The following is a 19,423-nucleotide window of genomic DNA, read 5'->3' as shown; positions in this document are numbered from 1 at the left end:
CTATGGGCAACTAATCTGTAGACCGAGCACGGGAGGAACCATGTCCACCTCGGTCGCCATGCACATGAGCGACGGCCTGTTGAACGCGACGACCTCGATGGTCTTCATGGGTGTCGCCGTGGTCGGTCTGGCGGTCGCGGCCGCGCGGTCGCGCGCGACCCTCGACGACCGCACCGCGCCCATGGCGGGCCTGGTCGCGGCGTTCCTGTTCGCCACCCAGATGATCAACTTTCCGGTGCTGCCCGGCGTCAGCGGCCACCTGCTCGGCGGGGCGCTCGCGGCGATCCTGGTGGGGCCGTGGGTCGGGGCGCTGTGCGTGTCGATCGTGCTGGTCGTGCAGGCGCTCGTCTTCGCCGACGGCGGCATCACCGCGCTCGGCGCGAACATCACCAACATGGCCCTCATCGGCACCGCCGCGGGCTTCCTGGTGGCGCTGGCCCTGCGGGGGATCGCCCAGCGCGGCCGCGCGGGCCTTGTCTCCGTCGCGTTCATCGCGGCCGTGGTCAACACGGTCCTGGCGTCGCTCGGGTTCGTGGTGGAGTTCGCGATGGGCGGTGAGACCTCGTTCCCGCTGGGCGCGGTCGCCGCGACCGTCGTCGGCGTGCACTGCCTGATCGGCATCGGCGAGGGCGTCATCACCGCGCTCACCGTCGGCGCGGTCGCGTCGGTCCGGCCTGACCTGGTCTACCTGCTGCGCGGCGCCGAGCGGCCCCTGGAACTGCGCACCGCCGAGGGAGTGGCGGCATGAGGAAGCGCGGGTTCTTCGTGGGCTTCCTGCTGGTCGCCCTGGTCATCGCGGGCGCGGTGTCCTACCTGGCCGACTCGAACCCCGACGGGCTCGACCACGCGACCATGGTGGGCTGCCAGGTTGTCGAGGTCGACGGCGCCGAGCGGCTCGCGGGGGACTGCATAGCGCAGCGCGCGCGGGAGCACCAGTTCTCGTCGAGCCCGCTGGCCGACTACGCGGTCGGCGGGGACGAGCGGTCGACCGGGATGGCCGGTGTGCTCGGGGTGCTCCTGACCCTGGGGCTCGCCGGTGGCCTGTTCTGGTTGCTGCGCAAGCGATCCACGACCTGAGTGCAGCCCTTCCACCGTCCCGGCGACACCCCGGTCCACCACCTCCCGGCCCAGGTGAAGATCGTCACAGCGCTGGTCTTCCTGCTGTGCGTGGTGGCGACCAGGCGCACCGAGTTCTTGGCGTTCGGGCTCTACTTCGCTGTCCTGGCAGGCGTTTGGACCGTCGCACGCATCCCGCCGGGGTGGCTGGCGAAGCGGGCGCTGATCGAGACGCCGTTCGTCATCCTGGCGTTCGCGCTGCCCTTCGTCGCGGGCGGACCCACCGTGGACCTGCTCGGTGTCAGCGTGTCCGAACAGGGCGCGCTCGCCGGCTGGAACATCTTGGCGAAAGGCACCCTCGGCGTCCTGGTGTCGCTCACCCTGGCGGCCACGACGTCCCCGCGTGACCTGATCGTCGGCCTGCAGCGGCTGCGGGTGCCCGCGATGGTGATCACCATCGCCACCCTCATGCTGCGGTACCTGGAGGTCATCGCCGCCGAGGCCCGCCGCATGCGCACCGCGCGGATCTGCCGCGGGCACGACCCGCGGTTCCTGTGGCAGGTCGGCGCGACCGCGCGCGGCATCGGCACACTGTTCGTCCGCAGCTATGAGAGAGGGGAACGGGTGCATCTCGCGATGGTGTCGCGCGGCTGGGCGGGCGCGATGCCCGACGATCCGCGTCCGGCGGGCCGGGCGGCCTGGCTGTTCGGGCTGGTTCCCGCCGTGATCGCCGCCGCCGTCCTGGGAGCGTCCTTATGACCGCGTTGCACGTCGAGGGCGTCGCCTACGCCTACCCCGACGGCCACCAAGCGCTCTTCGGCGTCGACCTGCGGGTCGAGGAGGGCGAGCGGGTCGCCGTGCTCGGGCCGAACGGCGCCGGCAAGACCACGCTGGTCCTGCACCTCAACGGCGTGCTGACCGCGGGCGCGGGCCGCATCGAGGTCGCCGGCCTGCCGGTGGCCAAGGCGAACCTCAAGGAGATCCGCCGCCGGGTCGGAGTGGTGTTCCAGGACCCCGACGACCAGCTGTTCATGCCGACCGTGCGCGACGACGTGGCGTTCGGACCGGCCAACTTCGGCCTGCGCGGCACCGACCTCGACGGCAGGGTCAAGCAGGCCCTCGACGCGGTCGGGATGGCCGACCACGCCGACCGCTCCCCGATGCACCTGTCCGGCGGACAGCGCCGCCGCGTCGCGCTCGCCACGGTCCTCGCCTGCGACCCGGAGATCCTGGTCCTCGACGAGCCGAGCGCGAACCTGGAGCCGGTGGCCCGCCGCGAGCTGGCCGAAGTCCTGCTCGGCCTGGACCGCACGATGCTGATGGTCACCCACGACCTGCCGTACGCGCTGCAGGTGTGCCCACGCAGCGTGCTCATCGACGGCGGGGTCATCGTCGCCGACGGACCCACCCGCGACCTGTTGGCCGACACCGCGCTGCTGGCCGCGCACCGGCTGGAACTTCCGTTCGGGTTCCGCCTCGACTAGGGTTCGCGCCATAACCGAATACCGGGCCGCATGAGTCGGAACGGGAGAGCCTCCACCCTCAGCCACGATTCGGCACAGGTGGGGCACCGAAGGAGCAAACTCCCCGGAATCTCTCAGGTAAAGCTACCGTTCCAGGCCAGGCCACTCTGGAAAGCAGACGCGACATCCGGCGTCTCACCCACGGTGCAAGCCGCTCTCCGCGGTGAAGCTCTCAGGTGCCATGACAGAGGGGGAGTTCCCACAACGGGACAGGTGTGCCCTGTCGCGTCGTACCCAAGGAGCTCCATGACCCTCGTCCACCCAGTTCACGCCGTCCCGTCGGCTGCGATCTCATCTTCGACACGATCATCTGCGCACTCCGCCGCACGGCATCCGCACGCCTGTCGTGCCACGCTGCGGCGAGCACTGTCCACCCGCGCGCAAAAGGAGACCGAACTTCCATGAGCAACCCCTCCCCGCTGCACGCGGTGCACGAGGCCCTCGGCGCCTCGTTCACCGACTTCGCAGGCTGGGCGATGCCGCTGCGCTACGGCAGTGAACTGGCCGAGCACAAGGCGGTCCGCGAGGCGTCCGGCCTGTTCGACCTCAGCCACATGGGTGAGATCGAGCTGACCGGTCCCGAGGCGGCCCGTGCCCTGGACTACGCCCTGGTCGGCTACCTGTCCAAGGTCAAGCCCGGACGCGCGCGGTACACGATGATCTGCGACGCCGACGGCGGCGTCCTCGACGACCTGGTCGTCTACCGGCTCGCCACCGACCACTACATGGTCGTGGCCAACGCCTCCAACGCCGCTGTCGTCGCCGAGGCCCTGCGCGAGCGGGCGACCGGCTTCGCCGTCGAGGTCAATGACCGCTCCGCCACCTGCGCGCTCATCGCGGTGCAGGGGCCGACGTCGGCCGAGATCGTGCGCAAGGTGACCGGCGCCGACCTGGACAAGCTCTCGTACTACGCGAGCGTCCCCGCGACCGCCGCGGGCCACGACGTGCTGCTCGCGCGCACCGGCTACACCGGAGAAGACGGCTTCGAGCTGTACTCCGAGGCCGAGCACGCCGAGGATGTCTGGAACGCGATCACCGAGATCGGCCAGGACCACGGCCTGGTCCCGGCGGGTCTGGCCTGCCGCGACACCCTGCGCCTGGAGGCCGGGATGCCGCTGTACGGCAATGAGCTCGGACCCGAGTTCACCCCGTTCGACGCCGGCCTCGGCCGGGTCGTGAAGTTCGAGAAGCCCGGTGACTTCGTCGGCCGCGAGGCCCTCGAGCGCCGCAAGGACAATATCGTGGGAACCGTTCGCGTCGGGCTCACCAGCACCGGCCGCCGCGCCCCCCGACACGGGTACCCCGTTCTCGACGGAGACGGAAACCCGGTAGGTACCGTGACCAGCGGCGCCCTCTCACCGACGCTCGGCCACCCGATCGCCATGGCGTACGTGCCGACCGCTCTCAGTGAGCCCGGCACGGCCCTGGCCGTCGACATCCGTGGCACGACCACGCCGGTCGAGGTCGTCGAGCTGCCCTTCTACCAGCGTCCCGCCTGATCAGGAGAACAAGACAGAGATGAGCAATCCGGAGAACCTCGGCTACACCGAGGAACACGAGTGGGTCGACCTCGGCGACGCGGGCACGGCGACCGTCGGCATCACCACTTACGCCGCTGAGGCGCTCGGCGACGTCGTCTTCGTCCAGCTCCCCGAGGTCGGCGAGAAGGTCGTCGCGGGCGAGACCTGCGGCGAGATCGAGTCGACCAAGTCGGTCAGCGACCTCTACGCCCCCGTCAACGGCGAGGTCGTGGCGGTCAACGAGGCCGTCGTCGCCGACCCCGGTGTGGTCAACAGCGACCCGTTCGGCGAGGGCTGGCTGTTCAAGGTCGCCGTCGACGGCGACACCGACCTGCTCGACGCCGACGCGTACAACGCGCTGACCAAGGAAGACTGACCCGGATGAGCACCTTCGGACAGTCCCTCGCCGAGGTCGACCCCGACGTCGCCGCGGCCGTCGACGCCGAACTGCACCGCCAGCAGTCCACCCTGGAGATGATCGCCTCGGAGAACTTCGCCCCGGTGGGCGTCCTCAAGGCCCAGGGCTCGGTGTTGACGAACAAGTACGCCGAGGGCTACCCCGGCCGCCGCTACTACGGCGGCTGCGAGCACGTCGACGTCATCGAGCAGCTCGCGATCGACCGGGTCAAGGCCCTCTTCGGCGCCGAGCACGCCAACGTGCAGCCGCACTCGGGCGCGCAGGCCAACGCCGCGGCGATGGTCTCCGTGCTCAACCCCGGCGACACGATCCTCGGGCTCGACCTCGCGCACGGCGGTCACCTGACGCACGGCATGAAGATCAATTTCTCGGGCAAGCTCTACAACGTCGTGGCCTACCACGTCGACCGGGAGACCGGGATCGTCGACATGGCCGAGGTCGAGCGCCTCGCCGTGGAGGCCCAGCCGAAGCTGATCGTGGCGGGCTGGTCGGCCTACCCGCGGCAGCTCGACTTCGCCGAGTTCCGCCGCATCGCCGACTCGGTCGGCGCGCTGTTGATGGTCGACATGGCGCACTTCGCCGGTCTCGTCGCCGCGGGTCTGCACCCCAGCCCCGTGCCGCACGCCGACCTGGTGACCACCACGACCCACAAGACCCTCGGCGGCCCGCGCGGCGGAGTGATCCTCTGCCGCAAGGGACTGGCCAAGAAGGTCAACTCCGCGGTGTTCCCGGGCCAGCAGGGTGGCCCGCTGGAGCACGTCATCGCGGCCAAGGCCGTGGCGTTCAAGATCGCCGCGTCGGAGGAGTTCGCCGAGCGTCAGCGTCGCGTGCTCGAAGGCGCGAAGATCCTGGCCGATCGGCTCTCCCGGTCGGACTGCGCCGAGGCGGGCGTCAAGGTCCTCACCGGCGGCACCGACGTCCACCTGGTCCTGGTCGACCTGGTGAACTCGGCGCTCGACGGCCAGCAGGCCGAGGACCGGCTGCACTCGGTCGGCATCACGGTCAACCGCAACGCCGTCCCGTTCGACCCGCGGCCGCCGATGATCACCTCCGGGCTGCGTATCGGCACCCCGGCGCTGGCCACCCGCGGCTTCGACGCCGAGGACTTCGCCGAGGTCTCCGACATCATCGCCGTCGCCCTCGGCCCGGACTTCGACGACACGACCCGGCAGGAGCTGCGCGACCGCGTGGAACTGCTGGTGAAGCGGCGCCCGCTCTACCCCGACTTGGGCTGAACAACTCAGCGCTCGGGCCACACCACGACCTGGTGTGGCCCGAGTACGCTGAATTTGGAAGTGGAAGGTTCGTCGTGGCTATCAGTGTGTTCGACTTGTTCAGCATCGGCATCGGTCCGTCCAGTTCGCACACGGTGGGCCCGATGCGTGCGGCGCTGATGTTCATCGACGGCCTTTCCGAACGGGGCGACCTTGAGCGGGTCGCGCGGGTCCGGGTGGAACTGTTCGGCTCCCTCGGCGCCACGGGCCACGGCCACGGCAGCGACAAAGCCGTGCTGCTGGGCCTGGAGGGCGAGCGGCCCGAGGACATCGACACCGCGACCGTCGGCCCGCGGGTCGCCAGGATTCGCGAGGAAGGGCAGCTGCGGCTGCTCGGCAGGCACACGGTCCGGTTCATCGAGGACGACGACCTCGTCATGCACCGGCGCAAGTCGCTGCCGCTGCACCCCAACGGCATGACCTTCGCCGCCTGGGACGCCGACGGCGGCCTGTTCGCCGAACGCACGTACTACTCGGTCGGCGGCGGCTTCGTGCTCGACGAGACCGCGGCCGACGGCCCGGTCATCTCCGCCGACACCACACCCGTGCCGTTTCCGTTCCGCACCGGCGCGGAGCTGCTGGAACACTGCGCTGCCAACGACTTGACCATCGCCCAGGTGATGCTCCGCAACGAACTCGTGTGGCGCACCGAGGCCGAGGTCCGGGCGGGTCTGCTGGCGATCTGGCAGGTCATGCAGGACTGCGTCGCCCGCGGGTGCGAGCAGGACGGCGTCCTCCCCGGCGGCCTGAAGGTGCCTCGCCGGGCGAAGGCACTGCACGACAAGCTGCTGTCCGAGGACGGCGCGGGCGACCCGCTGTATGTCATGGACTGGGTGACGCTGTTCGCGCTGGCCGTCAACGAGGAGAATGCCTCCGGCGGCCGCATCGTCACCGCCCCGACGAACGGCGCCGCGGGCATCATCCCGGCCGTTCTGCACTACTACACGCGGTTCCTGTCGGTGGCCACAGAGGACGGTGTGATCGACTTCCTGCTCACCGCCGCCGCGATCGGCGTGGTGCTGAAGGAAACCGGCTCGATCTCGGGCGCCGAGGTCGGCTGCCAGGGCGAGGTCGGCTCGGCCTGCGCGATGGCGGCGGCAGGCTTGACGGCGGTCCTGGGCGGCTCGGTGGCTCAGGTCGAGAACGCTGCGGAGATCGGCCTGGAACACCACTTGGGACTGACGTGCGACCCGGTGGGCGGCCTGGTCCAGATCCCGTGCATCGAACGCAACGCGGTCGGGTCCACCAAGGCCATCAACGCCTCCCGGATGGCTCTGCGCGGCGACGGCACCCACATCGTCCACCTGGACAAGGTCATCAAGACGATGCGTCAGACCGGCGCCGACATGCACACGAAGTACAAGGAAACCTCGCGCGGCGGCTTGGCCCTCAACGTCATCGAGTGCTGACGGGCACGCGCCCCCGCGCGACCACCAACGCGTGGCGCGCGGGGTCGAGGTCGACGCAGTCGACATCGGTGCACTCCACAGCCACCAGGTCGACGATCAGCGTGCCGTGGCAATGCGAGACGCGAGCAAGGCACTCGGAGCAGGTCATGAAGCCCTCCTCTTCTTCGCGCCCGTGCCCTTCGCCGATTTCACCGCCTCTTCCAGCTCATCGCGGGTCATCTTCGAACGTCCCTTGACGTCGAGGTCACGGGCCAGCTTGTCGAGCTCTGCCTTCGTCAGGCTAGACAGATCCTCGGCGGGCTCCGGGGATTCCTCGCGGCGTTTCTTCCGGCTTTCGACGCTCTTGCTCAACGCGTCGAACAGGTCCACGACCTTGGTCGGCTCGCTCGGCGCCTCCTCGGAGACGATTTCGCGGCCTTCCTTCTTGTCCTCGATGAGCTGCTCGACGCGCTGGGTGTACGTGTCGTGGAACTCCTCGGGCTTCCATTCCTCGCTCATCGAATCGATCAGCGAGATGGCCATGTCGAGTTCCTTGCCTCGCGCCGGGGTGACCTCCGGCAGGGACTTCAGCTCCTTCGCCGGGTCGCGCAGGTCCTCGGCGAACAGCATCGTGGTGAGGATCAGCAGCTGGTCGCCGGGACGCACGACGGTCAGGTATTCCTTGCCACGCATGACGAACGTGGCGACCCCGGCCTTGTTCGCCTTGCGCATCGCCTGCAGCAGCAGGCCGTACGCGCGGCCGTACTCCTCTTTCGCGGGCGCCAGCCAGTAGGTCTTCTGGTAGTGGACCGGGTCGATGTCGTCGAGGTCGACGAACACCGAGATGTCGATCGTGCGGGACCGGCCGGGGGCGATGGCGTCCAACTCGTCCGGTTCGATGATCACGTAGTCGCCGCCGCCGATCTCGGCGCCCTTGACGATGTCGGAGTAGGCCACCTCCTTGCCGGTGCGCTCGTTGACGCGCTTGTACCGGATGCGGTCGGAGGTGCCGCGCTCGAACTGTCGGAAGCTGATCGTGTGGTCCTCGGTGGCCCCGTAGAGCTCGACCGGGACCGTCACGAGCCCGAAGTTGATCGCGCCGTTCCAAATCGGCCGTGCCACGCTGCCTCCCCGGCAGTAGTTGTCCGTCCCCACCCAGTGTGGACCACATCGGCCCCATCAGTCCTGTTCAACGGTACTGGCACCGCACGATCGGAGAAGGCGTTTCGCCGATCCCGACCCGGGGTAACACCCCTGACAACAGCGGCGAGGGGAGCAGTGTCATGACGGAGATGTCACGTCTGCCGGGTCCGGTGTCGGAAAGCTGGGACTGGCAGCGCCGCGGGTCCTGCCGGGGCCTCGACAGCGCCTGGTTCTTCCACCCCGACGCCGAGCGGGGCCAGGCGCGGGCGGAGCGGGTGCGCCACGCGAAGGAGATCTGCAAATCCTGCCCCGTGATCGTGGAGTGCAGGCACCACGCGCTCACCGTGATCGAGCCCTACGGCATCTGGGGTGGACTTGACGAGGGGGAACGCAGGCAGGCCTACGCCCGCCGCCGCATGACCGCCCAGCACGCGGGCGCCCGCCACTAGGCGCACGGGTCCGCGAGGCCTTCCCGGAGCTTGCGCAAGGTGCGTGTGAGCAGCCGGGACACATGCATCTGCGAGAGCCCGAGGTGTTCGGCGATCTGGGTCTGGGTGTCGTCGCGGAAGTACCGCAGGGCGAGGATCCGCCGCTCACGCTCGGTGAGCCGCTCGATGAGCGGCCGCAGGGACTCCACGAGGTCGACCCCGTCGAGGACGGTGTCGGGCACGCTGAGCGTCTGGTCGGTCTCGGTGGGCGCGTCGTCGAGGGAGACCGAGTGGTAGGTCTGGCCCGCGGCGAGCCCCTCGTAGACCGCGTCGAGCGGCAGGTCCAGGTGCTTCGCCAGCTCACTCGGCGTCGGCGCGCGACCCAGCCGCTGTGACAGTTCGTTGCCCGCGTCGCTCAGCGCCAGGTGCCGCTCCTGCAGTTTGCGCGGGACCCGCATCGACCACGCCGTGTCGCGGAAGTACCGGCGGACCTCGCCCATGATGGTGGGCACCGCGAAGGTCAGGAAGTCGAAACCGCGGCTGGGATCGAACCTGTCGACCGCGTGGATCAGCCCGACCAGCGCCACCTGCGTGAGGTCCTCGTGCGGAACTCCCCGATGGGTGAACCGCACGGCGATGTGCTCGGCCAGGCCCGCGTGCCCGGTCACCAGCGCGGCCCGCAGTTCGGCGTGCCGGGGATCCTCCGGATCCAGCAGCGCCTTCTCCGCGAACAGGGGGGCGAAGTGCTCGTACTCATGCCCCGGCCTGGTCTCGGCGGGTCGCGTGGTGACGGTCAACGGCCACACCTCGGGATGGCTCGGCGTCCAGGCGGGGTGGTCCGCCCGTCACCAACGGTAGGCACGCTCCGCAGCCCCGACAACTCGAGAAGTCACAGCGCGTGCACGGCGTCGAGGAGGGCTTGGCCGTCGAGCAGGACCCGGTCGTTGTGCCTCGCCCCCGCGACGATCACCGTGCGCGCGTTCGCCGCGGCGGCGACCTCCGCGCTCTGCTCCGGCGGCACGATCTCATCTTCGGCGCCGTAGACGACGGTGGTCGGAACATCCAGCCCACGCACGGTCTCGGCGACGGGGAAGCGGTCACGGAGCAGGGCCCGGACCGGCAGGAACGGGTAGTGCACAGCGGCGACCGTCGGCAAGTCCACGAAGGGGGAGCGCAGCAGGAGGCCGCGAGGCGGATGCTCGCGGGCCAGTCGCGCCGCCACCGCCGCGCCGAGGCTCTCGCCGAAGTACACGAGCCGGTCCTGGGTGATGCCCTGCCCGGCCAGGAAGCCGTGAGCTGCTTTCGCGTCGGCGGCCAGTCCGTCCTCGGTCGGGTCGCCGGGGTTGCCGCCGTAGCCGCGGTAGTCGACGAGCAGCACACCGTGCCCTCGCGCGCGCAGCGCCACCGCGAGCGGTATCCGCGCCGAGCGGTCGCCCGCGTTGCCGGGCAGCACCAGCACTGTGGTCCCGGGTCCGGGCGCGTACCAGCCGGTGAGGGTCAGGCCGTCCTCGGTCCGGTAGGTGACCTGGTGCCCGCCGGGTATGACGTTGGCGACATCGGGGGGCGCCGAGGTCGACGGCAGATAGATCAATCGGCGCTGGAACACGTACGCCAAGCCCACGACCAGCACAACCACGACGACGACACTGGTCAGCCCGAGCAGAAGGGGACGCGGCACTTCGCCAGTGTGCCGCCGGGGGCCATATCGTGGACACCATGAGCACACATTTCGACGTGGTGGTCCTCGGGGCCGGGCCGGGCGGGTATGTCGCGGCGATCCGGGCGACGCAGCTCGGGCTGAAGGCCGCGATCATCGAGGAGCGCTACTGGGGCGGTGTCTGCCTCAACGTGGGCTGCATTCCGTCCAAGGCGCTGCTGCGCAACGCCGAGCTGGCGCACCTGGTGCAGCACGAGGCGAAGACGTTCGGCATCCAGGTCGACGGCACCGTGAGCTTCGACTACGGCGCCGCCTACCAGCGCAGCCGCACGGTCGCCGAGGGGCGCGTCAAGGGCGTGCACTACCTGATGAAGAAGAACGGCATCACCCAGTTCCAGGGCAAGGGCACGTTCACCGACGCCAACACCATCGAGGTCGCGCTGAACGACGGCGGCACCGAGACGGTCACGTTCTCCAACGCGATCATCGCCGCGGGCGCGACGACCCGGCTGCTGCCCGGCACCTCACTGTCCGAGCGCGTGGTGACCTACGAGGAGCAGATCCTCGCCTCCGAGCTGCCGGAGAGCATCATCATCGCGGGCGCGGGCGCCATCGGCGTCGAGTTCGCCTACGTCCTGCACAACTACGGCGTGAAGGTCACCATCGTCGAGTTCCTCGACCGGATGGTGCCGCTGGAGGACGAAGAGGTGTCCAAGGAACTCGCCCGCCGCTACAAGCGGCTCGGGGTCGAGGTCCTGACCGGCACCCGCGTCGAGTCGATTGACGACACCGGTGCCCGGGTGAAGGTCACGGTGTCCAAGGGCGGCAAGGAGCAGGTCCTGGAGGCCGACAAGGTCCTCCAGGCCATCGGCTTCCAGCCGCGAGTCGACGGCTACGGCCTCGACCGCACCGGTGTCCGCCTGACCGAGCGGGGAGCCATCGACATCGACGGCCGCTGCCGCACCTCGGTCCCACACATCTACGCGATCGGCGACGTCACCGCGAAGCTCATGCTCGCCCACGCCGCCGAGTCCATGGGCGTCATCGCCGCCGAGACCATCGCGAACGCCGAGACGATGGAACTCGACTACGTGATGATCCCGCGCGCGACGTACTGCCAGCCGCAGATCGCCAGCTTCGGCTACACCGAGGCCCAGGCCCGCGAGAAGGGCTACGACGTCGAGGTGGCGAAGTTCCCCTTCACCGCCAACGGCAAGGCCCACGGCCTCGCCGACCCCGTCGGCTTCGTGAAGCTCATCAGCGACAAGACACACGGGGAACTGCTCGGCGGGCACCTGATCGGGCCTGAGGTCACGGAGCTGCTGCCGGAGCTGACCCTGGCCCAGCAGTGGGACCTGACGGTGCACGAGATGGCTCGCAACGTCCACGCCCACCCCACGCTGGGTGAGGCGGTCAAGGAGGCCATCCACGGCCTCGCGGGCCACATGATCAACATGTGATCACCACCCGCCGCGACCCGTTCACCTGGGTCGCGGCGGGTTTGGTGGGGAGACGAGGCGGCGGCGACGTTCCACAACGACGCCTGAGATGTCGACGAGCCCAGTTGGTGTAGTCCATTCGGCCGTCAGGGCACCCGGGTTCCATGCCGGTTCCGGCATGTTGATCTCTGTCCGGCGTGGACAGCCGACTCCGCCGCGCCGGACTGCTCGGCGGGACGATTCCATCGGTGGCTCTCCGCGTTCCTCATCGCGGTGCTTGTCATCAGCCTCGAGGTCGGCGCCGTCTCGCCCGCCTCCGCCGAGCAGCCCACGCCCGCGCAGGCGCAGGTCGACGAAGCCGCCGACATCCCCTCGGCGCGCGCGACGGCCAGGTTGCGCGGTAAGCGCATAGAGGCGCTGTCGGAGCGCACGGAATCCGCTTCCACCTGGGTCAACCCGGACGCCACCCGCACCACCGAGCTCAACGCGGGCCCCGTGCGTGTGCGCAAGGGCGACACCTGGGTTCCGGTCGACCTCACCCTGGTGAAGAACGCCGACGGCGCCATCCGCCCGACCGCTCACCCCCGTGACCTCGCCATCGCCGGCGGGGGCGCCGCCGCCCAGCCGCGCGACCTCGCCTCGGTGACCGCCGCCGACGGCCAGGTCGCCCTGCAGTGGTCCGGCCCGGTGCCCGAGCCGGTCCTGGTTGGCGACACCGCCACCTACCCCGAGATCCAGCCCGGCATCGACCTGCAGGTCAAGGCCACCCGCACCGGCTTCCAGCAGTTCCTGATCCTCAAGCGCAAGCCCGGCAAGCCCGTCTCGTTCACCATGCCGCTTCGCGCCGACGGCGTCTCCCTGCGCACCGACGCCGACGGCAACACCGACGTCGTCGACAAGGCGGGGACCACGGTCGGCTCCATGCCCGCCGCGCAGATGTGGGACGCCCGGGTCGACGGGCAGAGCGGTCTGCTCGCCAAGCCCGCCAAGGTCAAGCAGCGCAAGAACGCCAAGCCCAAGGTCAAGACCGCCCAGGGCAAGGACCGTGAGACCGTCGACATCACCGTCGAGCCCGCCGACGGCTACCTCGACGACCCGAACGTGAAGTATCCGGTGACTATCGACCCGGGCGCCACGATCTGGGCCAACTTCGACACCTTCACCCAGTCGAACATCACCAACAGCGACCAGTCGGGCATGGGCGAACTGCGCCTGGGCACCTACGACGGCGGCACCACCAAAGCCCGGTCGTACATGCACTTCGACATGAGCCAGTTCCGCGGCACGAAGATCATCGAGAGCAAGCTCAACCTCTACGCCACGCACTCGTGGTCGTGCAGCGCGGCGGGCTGGGAAGTCTGGAGCACCCCGCTGGTCGGCACCGGCACCCGCTGGTCGAACCAGCCCGCGCCGTGGGCACGCTGGGCCGAGCCGAACGTGACCACGGGCTACAGCACGTCGTGCAACGACGCCTGGGTGAATGTGAACATCACCAACCTGCAGCAGGCGTGGTCGGACCAGGGATTCACCAACGCGGGCGTGATGCTCAAGGCGGGCGACGAAGGCAACTCCTACGGCTGGAAGAAGTTCTCCTCCGCCGAGGGCGGTTCGGTGCCGCACATCGACGTCACCTACAACACCCAGCCCAGCCCGGCGACCGGCCTCAACGTCAGCGACCGCGGCGACCACGGCGGCGTCGTCTACACCCGGTCTCTCACCCCCACGCTGAGCTACCAGGTCCACGACCCGGACGGCGACGTCCTGCACCCGACGTTCTACGTCTACGAGGGCGACTCCCTCATCGCCACGCACTCCGTCGGCGCGGTCAACTCCGGCGGCGTCGCGACCTGGAAGCTGCCGGAAGGCCTGCTGCAGAACGGAAAGACGTACAAGTACCGCGCCTCGGCGCACGACGGCCGCATCTGGGCCGGTGACGGCTACGTCTCCATGCGCAACAAGATGGGCGGCCGCGCGGTCGACATCCCCGGCTGCACCACCGCCGCAGGCACCACCCTGCAGATCTGGGACTACTGGGGCGGCGGCTGCCAGCGCTGGAACATGACCCACCTGGGCGGCAACACCTTCGCCTTCGGCGGCCGCGACTCCGGTCACGCCATCGACGTGGCGAACTGCTCGGTGGACAACGGCGCGAGTGTGCAGATCTGGAATTACACCTACGGAAACGTGTGCCAACAGTTCAACTTGGAGAACGTCGGCAACGGCGAGTACAAGATCCGCGGCAAGCACTCGAACAAGCCGCTCGACCCGATCGGCTGCAACGGCAACAACGGCTCCAGGCTGGTGATCTGGGACGCCTACGCGGCGGACTGCCAGATCTGGCGCCTCGACGTCGCCCCCGACTCGGGCGCCACCGTGCAGTGGCGCGACTTCACCGTCGACACCAACGCCCCGGGCGCGCCGTTCGTGTCCTCTTCGGACTACCCGAGCGACAACGGCTGGCACAAGGCGGCCAACCAGGCGGGCACCTTCACCTTCACGCCGCCGACCGGCGTGACCGACATCGCGGGCTACGTCTACGGACTCGACGTCACCCCGGCCACCGAGGTCGCCGCGGGCGCCGACGGCAAGGCCACGCCGTCGATCACGCCGACGACCGACGGGCAGCACCTGCTCAACGTCCGCACCAAGGACAAGGCGGGCAACCTCTCCGCGATCGTCACCTACAAGTTCAACGTGGGCCGCGCGGGCCTGGTGCGCCCCTCGGACGGCTCCCGCGTCGTGTCGCGGATTCCGCTGCAGGTGCAGGGCGAGTCCGTCTTCACCCACGTCAAGTTCGCGTGGCGCCGCGGCCCCGGCGCCGCGGTCGAGGCCGACATCCCGGCCGCGAACCTGACCAAGGCCGACGGAACGCCGCTGGGCGCGGGTTTCGTGCCGCTGTCGAGCCTGGGTGGTTCGGCCACGTGGAACGCGGCCGACACCTTGGGCCTGGCCGCGGGCGTGGTACAGGTCAAGGCGATCATGGCCACCGACGCCGCCGGAGCCGGCGCGTACTCCACCGTGTGGCGCACGGTCACCGTCGACCCGAGCGCCGAGGGCGCGGAGTCCGAGGGCATCGCCGACGGTTCGCTGAACCTGCAGACCGGTGACTTCTCACTGTCCACAACGGACGCCCAGGAGTTCGGTCTCTCGGTCTCGCGCACGTCGTCCTCCCGCGACCCGCGGGCGGGTTTCCAGCTGCAGCACCAGAGGCTGAGCGTCAACCAGCAGAAGGTGTCCACCGACACCAGCGGGTTCAACAGCTACACCGCGCTCGTGTCCAGGGCCACCGACCGGGGCCACGACAGCACCGACTCGGTCGTGCTGACCCCGCAGGCGAGCGGACCGTGGGGCGGCGACACCTACGCGGCCGTCGGCGACGACATCGGCGCCTTGCGCCTCGGCATGCGCGCCGGGCGCACCTACCGGCTCTCCGGCTGGATCTACGTTCCCGCGGCCACGGGCCTGACCCCGGATGACGGGCGCGGCCTGCGGATCGTCGGCTACGTCAAGAAGAGCGACGGCAACTACGTCCCGACGATGAGCGAGCAGCCGAAGCTGACCGAAGCGTGGGTGCAGCTCAGCGTCGACATGGCGATCCCGGCGGGCGCCACCGAGGCGTTCGTCCGGCTCTACAACGGCATGGCGATCGGCAGCGGCAAGCAGGTTTACTTCGACGACCTGTCGGTCCGCGAGATCACCGCCCCGTTCGGACCGCAGTGGGAAACCGGCACGTCCGCCGACTCCGCCGCCATCGACTACACGCGGTTGGACTTCCCCGAGGAGAACACCGTCCAGGTCGAGCTGGTCAGCGGCTCGAAGGTGTGGTTCACCAAGGCCGCGAGCGGCGCCTACTTCCCCGAACCCGGCGCCGAGGACCTCACGCTGGCGACCGAAGGGGCGAACTACCGCCTGACCGAGACGGACGGCACGGTCACGATCTTCAGCCAGGCCACCGCGGGCGGACCGTTCCTGGTGTCGAGCACCACCCCGCCCGCCCAGGCGGCGACGACCCGGTACACCTACGAGTCGATCGAAGACCAGGTGCGCATCAAGCGGGTGATCGCACCGCTCGAACCCGGTGTGGGCGACTGCACGACGCCGACCCCGGCGCGGGGCTGCGAGGTCCTCGAATACGACTACGCCGCGTCCACCACGGCGACGTCCACCGCCGTCGGCGACTTCGCCGGCCAGGTGCGCGCCGTGTCGGGGTGGACGACGAACCCGGCCAACGGGGCGTCGGAGAAGGTCGAGGTCGTCCGCTACGCCTACGACGACGCGGGCAGGCTGCGCGAGGTCTGGGACCCCAGGCTCTCGCCGCCGCTGAAAACCCTCTACAACTACGACGCCGCGGGCCGGGTGATCCGGGTCGACGCGACCGGTGACCTGCCCTGGTTCTACGACTACGGCAAGGTCGGCGCCGACACCAACGAGGGCAGGCTGTTCAAGGTCCGGCGACAGGCCCTGCAGCAGGGCAGCGCGGATGTCATCGACGGCGAGATCGCCACCACCGTCGTCTACAACGTGCCGCTGACCCGCGGCGCCGGCGGTCCGTACGACCTCGACGGCGCGGCGGTGGCGGCCTGGTCGCAGACCGACGTGGCCACCGACGCCACCGCGATCTTCGGCCCGGAGGACCCGGTGTCGACGCACAACGCGTCGGCGTCGGCCCCCGGTCCTGACGGCTACCGCGCGGCGACGGTGCATTACCTCAACGCCTCCGGCAAGGAGGTCAACACCGCCACCCCCGGTGGCGACATCGACACCACCGAATTCGACCGGTTCGGCAACACCGTGCGCGTGCTCGAAGCGTCGAACCGGGCACTCGCGCTGGGCCTCACCCCGGACTCGGGCGCGAAGCTGGCGGAGCTGGGCCTGGCCCAGTACGACACCAAGACCCGCGCCATCTGGCTCGACGGCCAGACGACCTACAGCGCCGACGGCCTCGACGAGCTCACCTCGCTGAGCCCGATCCAGCGGATCGCGCTCGACGGTGACCCGAACCAGCTGGTCAACGCGCGCGCCAAGACCGCCAGCACCTACGACGAGGGTAAGCCCGACGGCACCGCGTACCACCTGGTGACCACCGAGCGGACCAGCGCGCAGGTCGTCGGCATGGCGGGCGACCAGGACGTCAAGGTCACCAAGTCGATCTACGACGCGCAGATCGGCGGGGTGTCCGGCTGGGGCATCCGGCAGACCACGAAGGTCGTCCTCGACGCCGAGGCGCCCGCGGGTTCGCTGGGTTCGGCGAGCACGGCGGTCCGCTACGACACCCAGGGTCGGGCCCGCGAGTCGCGCAAGCTCGACTCGAACGGCACAGACGCGGGCGCCACGCTGTCCGTCTTCTACACGGCGGGCGCGAACGCCGAGGACGCGTCGTGCGGCAACCGGCCGGAATGGGCCGGGCAGCCGTGTGTCACCAAGCTCGCCGGCCCGATCACCGGCCACGACGCGTCCCGCATGGCGGGCGAACTCTCAGCCAAGCGCGTCGAGTCCTACAACCGCTTCGGTGAGGCGGACCGGATCGTGGAGACGGCCGCGGGCAAGACCCGCACCACGGTCACGACCTACGACGGCGCCGACCGGATCCAGAGTGTGCAGATCACCGGTGACATCGGCACGGCGGTGCAGACCATCAGCACCACCTACGACCAGAACACCGGCGACGCGCTCACCACGTCGTTCGCCGACGGCACCACGGTGCGCCGCCAGTTCGACAAGTTGGGCCGCGTGACCCGCTACACGGACGCGGACGGCGCGTGGACCGCGTCCGAGTTCGACCGATTCGGCAAGCCGGTCAAGGTGACCGACTCGCTGGGCACCACGCAGACGTTCGTGTACGACCGCGCGGCCGAGCCGCGGGGCCTGCTGACGTCGATGACCGACAGCGTGGCGGGCACGATCTCGGTGAAGTACGGCCCGGACGGCCAGATCGTCGAACAGGGCCTGCCCGGTGGCGTGCGGCTGTCGATCACTTCGGATCCCACCGGGTCTCCGAGAAACCGGACCTACACCCGGGCGTCGGATTCGACGCTGATCGCGGCCAGCTCGGTCGTGGCCAACATCCGCGGCCAGGTCATCCAGCAGAACGGCCCGGCGTCGTCGAAGACGTTCACCTACGACCGCTGGGGCAGGCTGACCAACGCCAAGCAGGTGTCCTCGGCCACCGGCAACTGCACGGTGCGCGCGTACACCTACGACCGCCGGTCGAACCGCACCGGCAAGTCCACCCGCGGCGGGTCGTCGACGACATGCCCGGGTGAGTCCGACCCAGCGGTGTCCGAGACGCACACCTACGACTCGGCCGACCGCATCACCGACGCGGGCTACGTCTACGACGCCTTCGGCCGGATCACCTCGACCCCGTCGGGTGTGACGAACACCTACTACACGAACGACCTGGTGGCGGGCCAGGAGACGGCCGACTCCAGGATGTCCTGGACGCTCGACCCGGCCCTGCGCTTCCGCCAGTTCACCGCCGACAAGAAGATCAACGGCGCGTGGGCGAACGCGGTCACCAAGGTCAACCACTATGGCGCCGACGGCGACGACCCCCGGTGGATCGCCGAGGACGTCACCCAGTCGAACAACGTCACCCGCAACGTCGAGGGCCCGGACGGCGACCTGGCCGTCACCACTGGTCTGACCGGCGGCGCGACGCTGCAGATGACGTCCCTGCACGGCGACGTGATGGCCACGGTCCCGGTGGACCCGGCCGCGGGCACCATGACCGGTGCGGTGACCGTGCTGGACACCGACGAGTTCGGCATGCCGTCGGCGGAGACGCCTGCTTCGGCGACGGCCCGCTACGGCTGGCTCGGCGGCAAGCAGCGCTCGGCCGAGGCCCTGGGCGGCGTGGTCCTGATGGGCGCCCGCCTCTACGACCCGGCCACCGGCCGGTTCTGGCAGCAGGACCCGGAACCGGGCGGCAACGCCACCCCGTACGACTACTGCGGCGGCGACCCGGTCAACTGCACCGACCTCGACGGCCGGTGGGGCTGGTTCAAGAAGGCCTTCACGGCGGTTGCGAACGTGGTGGCGAGGGTCGCCGAGGTCGCCGCGTACATCCCCGGTCCCATCGGCGCCGCGGCGGGCGCGGTCTCGTCGGTGGCGTATGCCGCGACTGGCAACTGGCGCAAGGCGGGGGAGATGGCGATCGTGGCCGCCGCGAACCTGGTCGGCGCGGGCGCCGTGGTCAAGGCGAGCGTGCACGTGGTCAAGGCGGCCGCGAAGATCGTGCCCAAGATCCGGTCTGGCGTGGCCAAAGCCAAGGCTGCGTACAGTCGCTTCACCGGCAAGATCGACAAGATCAAACAGAACGATCACATCAAGGGAACAGCCGAGAACGTCAATCGCAAGAAAACCTTGGGCAAGGGTAAGACCATTTCGACTTTCTTCTTCGGCGGGCGCTGGGCGAATGCGCATACCCGAGTTGCCAACCTGTTCGGCCGGGCGAAGAAGGGTCAACCGCACATCAGGAAGATGACCTTTCCGTGGCCAGTCGGTCGGTCGAGTACTGGTGCGCTGCAGCGGACTGTGCGAGTGAGCACCGGCAAGCGCGGGATGCACGGTTCACC

The 19,423-nt window shown here is 69.6% G+C and carries 15 protein-coding genes and 1 riboswitch; of the genes, 11 read left to right on the top strand and 4 right to left on the bottom strand.

Annotated features, from left to right (window positions below; all coding sequences use genetic code 11):
* Positions 1 to 40: 40 nt before the first annotated feature.
* The 8 genes from ACRDSQ_RS22530 to ACRDSQ_RS22495 all read left to right on the top strand — a co-directional run bounded on the left by ACRDSQ_RS22530 (position 41) and on the right by ACRDSQ_RS22495 (position 7,200).
* The gene (locus tag ACRDSQ_RS22530) at positions 41 to 748 is read left to right on the top strand and encodes an energy-coupling factor ABC transporter permease (RefSeq protein ID WP_431423815.1); all 708 of its coding nucleotides are present in this window, start codon (positions 41 to 43) and stop codon (positions 746 to 748) included.
* A complete protein-coding gene (locus ACRDSQ_RS22525; protein ID WP_431423813.1) occupies positions 745 to 1,077 on the top strand; it encodes a PDGLE domain-containing protein in 333 nt (110 codons plus the stop codon). Before ACRDSQ_RS22530 ends, ACRDSQ_RS22525 begins: the two co-directional genes overlap by 4 nt.
* Positions 1,078 to 1,815 carry a cobalt ECF transporter T component CbiQ gene (gene cbiQ / locus ACRDSQ_RS22520; protein ID WP_431423812.1) on the top strand — a complete coding sequence of 246 codons (738 nt, stop codon included), beginning with the start codon at positions 1,078 to 1,080 and terminating at the stop codon, positions 1,813 to 1,815.
* The gene (locus tag ACRDSQ_RS22515) at positions 1,812 to 2,540 is read left to right on the top strand and encodes an energy-coupling factor ABC transporter ATP-binding protein (protein WP_431423810.1); all 729 of its coding nucleotides are present in this window, start codon (positions 1,812 to 1,814) and stop codon (positions 2,538 to 2,540) included. Before cbiQ ends, ACRDSQ_RS22515 begins: the two co-directional genes overlap by 4 nt.
* 31 nt (positions 2,541 to 2,571) lie before the next feature.
* Positions 2,572 to 2,679, top strand: a riboswitch (glycine riboswitch).
* Positions 2,680 to 2,980: 301 nt separating this feature from the next.
* The gene (gcvT, locus tag ACRDSQ_RS22510) at positions 2,981 to 4,078 is read left to right on the top strand and encodes a glycine cleavage system aminomethyltransferase GcvT (protein ID WP_431423809.1); all 1,098 of its coding nucleotides are present in this window, start codon (positions 2,981 to 2,983) and stop codon (positions 4,076 to 4,078) included.
* A gap of 19 nt (positions 4,079 to 4,097) precedes the next feature.
* Positions 4,098 to 4,475, top strand: a complete 378-nt coding sequence (gene gcvH, locus ACRDSQ_RS22505; protein ID WP_431423808.1) for a glycine cleavage system protein GcvH — start codon at positions 4,098 to 4,100, stop codon at positions 4,473 to 4,475.
* Between the two features lie 5 nt (positions 4,476 to 4,480).
* On the top strand, positions 4,481 to 5,752 hold the full coding sequence (gene glyA, locus ACRDSQ_RS22500) for a serine hydroxymethyltransferase (protein ID WP_431423806.1): 1,272 nt from the start codon (positions 4,481 to 4,483) through the stop codon (positions 5,750 to 5,752).
* A gap of 74 nt (positions 5,753 to 5,826) precedes the next feature.
* Positions 5,827 to 7,200 (top strand): L-serine ammonia-lyase, encoded by a 1,374-nt coding sequence (locus tag ACRDSQ_RS22495; protein WP_431423805.1) that lies wholly within the window; start codon positions 5,827 to 5,829, stop codon positions 7,198 to 7,200.
* On the opposite strand, the gene ACRDSQ_RS22490 is transcribed toward ACRDSQ_RS22495, so the two are convergent.
* Together ACRDSQ_RS22490 and ACRDSQ_RS22485 are read right to left on the bottom strand one after the other, a co-directional pair.
* Positions 7,187 to 7,348 carry a hypothetical protein gene (locus ACRDSQ_RS22490; RefSeq protein ID WP_431423804.1) on the bottom strand — a complete coding sequence of 54 codons (162 nt, stop codon included), beginning with the start codon at positions 7,346 to 7,348 and terminating at the stop codon, positions 7,187 to 7,189. The genes ACRDSQ_RS22495 and ACRDSQ_RS22490 overlap by 14 nt on opposite strands.
* Entirely contained in the window at positions 7,345 to 8,301 is a 957-nt protein-coding gene (locus tag ACRDSQ_RS22485; RefSeq protein WP_431423803.1) for a Ku protein, read from the bottom strand. Before ACRDSQ_RS22485 ends, ACRDSQ_RS22490 begins: the two co-directional genes overlap by 4 nt.
* 161 nt (positions 8,302 to 8,462) lie before the next feature.
* Between ACRDSQ_RS22485 and ACRDSQ_RS22480 the strand changes: the two genes are divergently transcribed.
* Positions 8,463 to 8,771, top strand: coding sequence for a WhiB family transcriptional regulator (locus ACRDSQ_RS22480; RefSeq protein ID WP_431423801.1), 309 nt, complete (start codon positions 8,463 to 8,465; stop codon positions 8,769 to 8,771).
* Here the strand turns inward: ACRDSQ_RS22480 and ACRDSQ_RS22475 are convergent.
* Together ACRDSQ_RS22475 and ACRDSQ_RS22470 are read right to left on the bottom strand one after the other, a co-directional pair.
* Entirely contained in the window at positions 8,768 to 9,547 is a 780-nt protein-coding gene (locus tag ACRDSQ_RS22475; RefSeq protein ID WP_431423800.1) for a SigB/SigF/SigG family RNA polymerase sigma factor, read from the bottom strand. The two genes, ACRDSQ_RS22480 and ACRDSQ_RS22475, sit on opposite strands and share 4 nt — an antisense overlap.
* A 92-nt stretch (positions 9,548 to 9,639) precedes the next feature.
* The gene (locus tag ACRDSQ_RS22470) at positions 9,640 to 10,428 is read right to left on the bottom strand and encodes an alpha/beta hydrolase (RefSeq protein WP_431423798.1); all 789 of its coding nucleotides are present in this window, start codon (positions 10,426 to 10,428) and stop codon (positions 9,640 to 9,642) included.
* 38 nt (positions 10,429 to 10,466) lie between these two features.
* On the opposite strand from ACRDSQ_RS22470, the gene lpdA reads away from it, so the two are divergent.
* Both lpdA and ACRDSQ_RS22460 read left to right on the top strand, forming a co-directional pair.
* Positions 10,467 to 11,867: a dihydrolipoyl dehydrogenase gene (lpdA, locus tag ACRDSQ_RS22465; protein WP_431423796.1), complete on the top strand. Its 1,401-nt coding sequence runs from the start codon at positions 10,467 to 10,469 to the stop codon at positions 11,865 to 11,867.
* Positions 11,868 to 12,119: 252 nt separating this feature from the next.
* A partial coding sequence (locus ACRDSQ_RS22460; RefSeq protein WP_431423794.1) for an RICIN domain-containing protein occupies positions 12,120 to 19,423 on the top strand: 7,304 nt, incomplete at its 3' end.

It is taken from the genome of Actinokineospora sp. (assembly GCF_050699995.1).
Classification (GTDB): Bacteria; Actinomycetota; Actinomycetes; order Mycobacteriales; family Pseudonocardiaceae; genus Actinokineospora.
This window is presented reverse-complemented; position numbering and strand designations above follow the sequence as displayed.

What these genes read in the sequence shown, in the direction of transcription:
- ACRDSQ_RS22530 (WP_431423815.1), top strand. Translation starts at nt 41, where the DNA reads ATGTCCACCTCGGTCGCCATGCACATGAGCGACGGCCTGTTGAACGCG.
- ACRDSQ_RS22525 (WP_431423813.1), top strand. Translation starts at nt 745, where the DNA reads ATGAGGAAGCGCGGGTTCTTCGTGGGCTTCCTGCTGGTCGCCCTGGTC.
- ACRDSQ_RS22515 (WP_431423810.1), top strand. Translation starts at nt 1,812, where the DNA reads ATGACCGCGTTGCACGTCGAGGGCGTCGCCTACGCCTACCCCGACGGC.
- gcvT (WP_431423809.1), top strand. Translation starts at nt 2,981, where the DNA reads ATGAGCAACCCCTCCCCGCTGCACGCGGTGCACGAGGCCCTCGGCGCC.
- gcvH (WP_431423808.1), top strand. Translation starts at nt 4,098, where the DNA reads ATGAGCAATCCGGAGAACCTCGGCTACACCGAGGAACACGAGTGGGTC.
- glyA (WP_431423806.1), top strand. Translation starts at nt 4,481, where the DNA reads ATGAGCACCTTCGGACAGTCCCTCGCCGAGGTCGACCCCGACGTCGCC.
- ACRDSQ_RS22490 (WP_431423804.1), bottom strand. Translation starts at nt 7,348, where the DNA reads ATGACCTGCTCCGAGTGCCTTGCTCGCGTCTCGCATTGCCACGGCACG.
- ACRDSQ_RS22480 (WP_431423801.1), top strand. Translation starts at nt 8,463, where the DNA reads ATGACGGAGATGTCACGTCTGCCGGGTCCGGTGTCGGAAAGCTGGGAC.
- lpdA (WP_431423796.1), top strand. Translation starts at nt 10,467, where the DNA reads ATGAGCACACATTTCGACGTGGTGGTCCTCGGGGCCGGGCCGGGCGGG.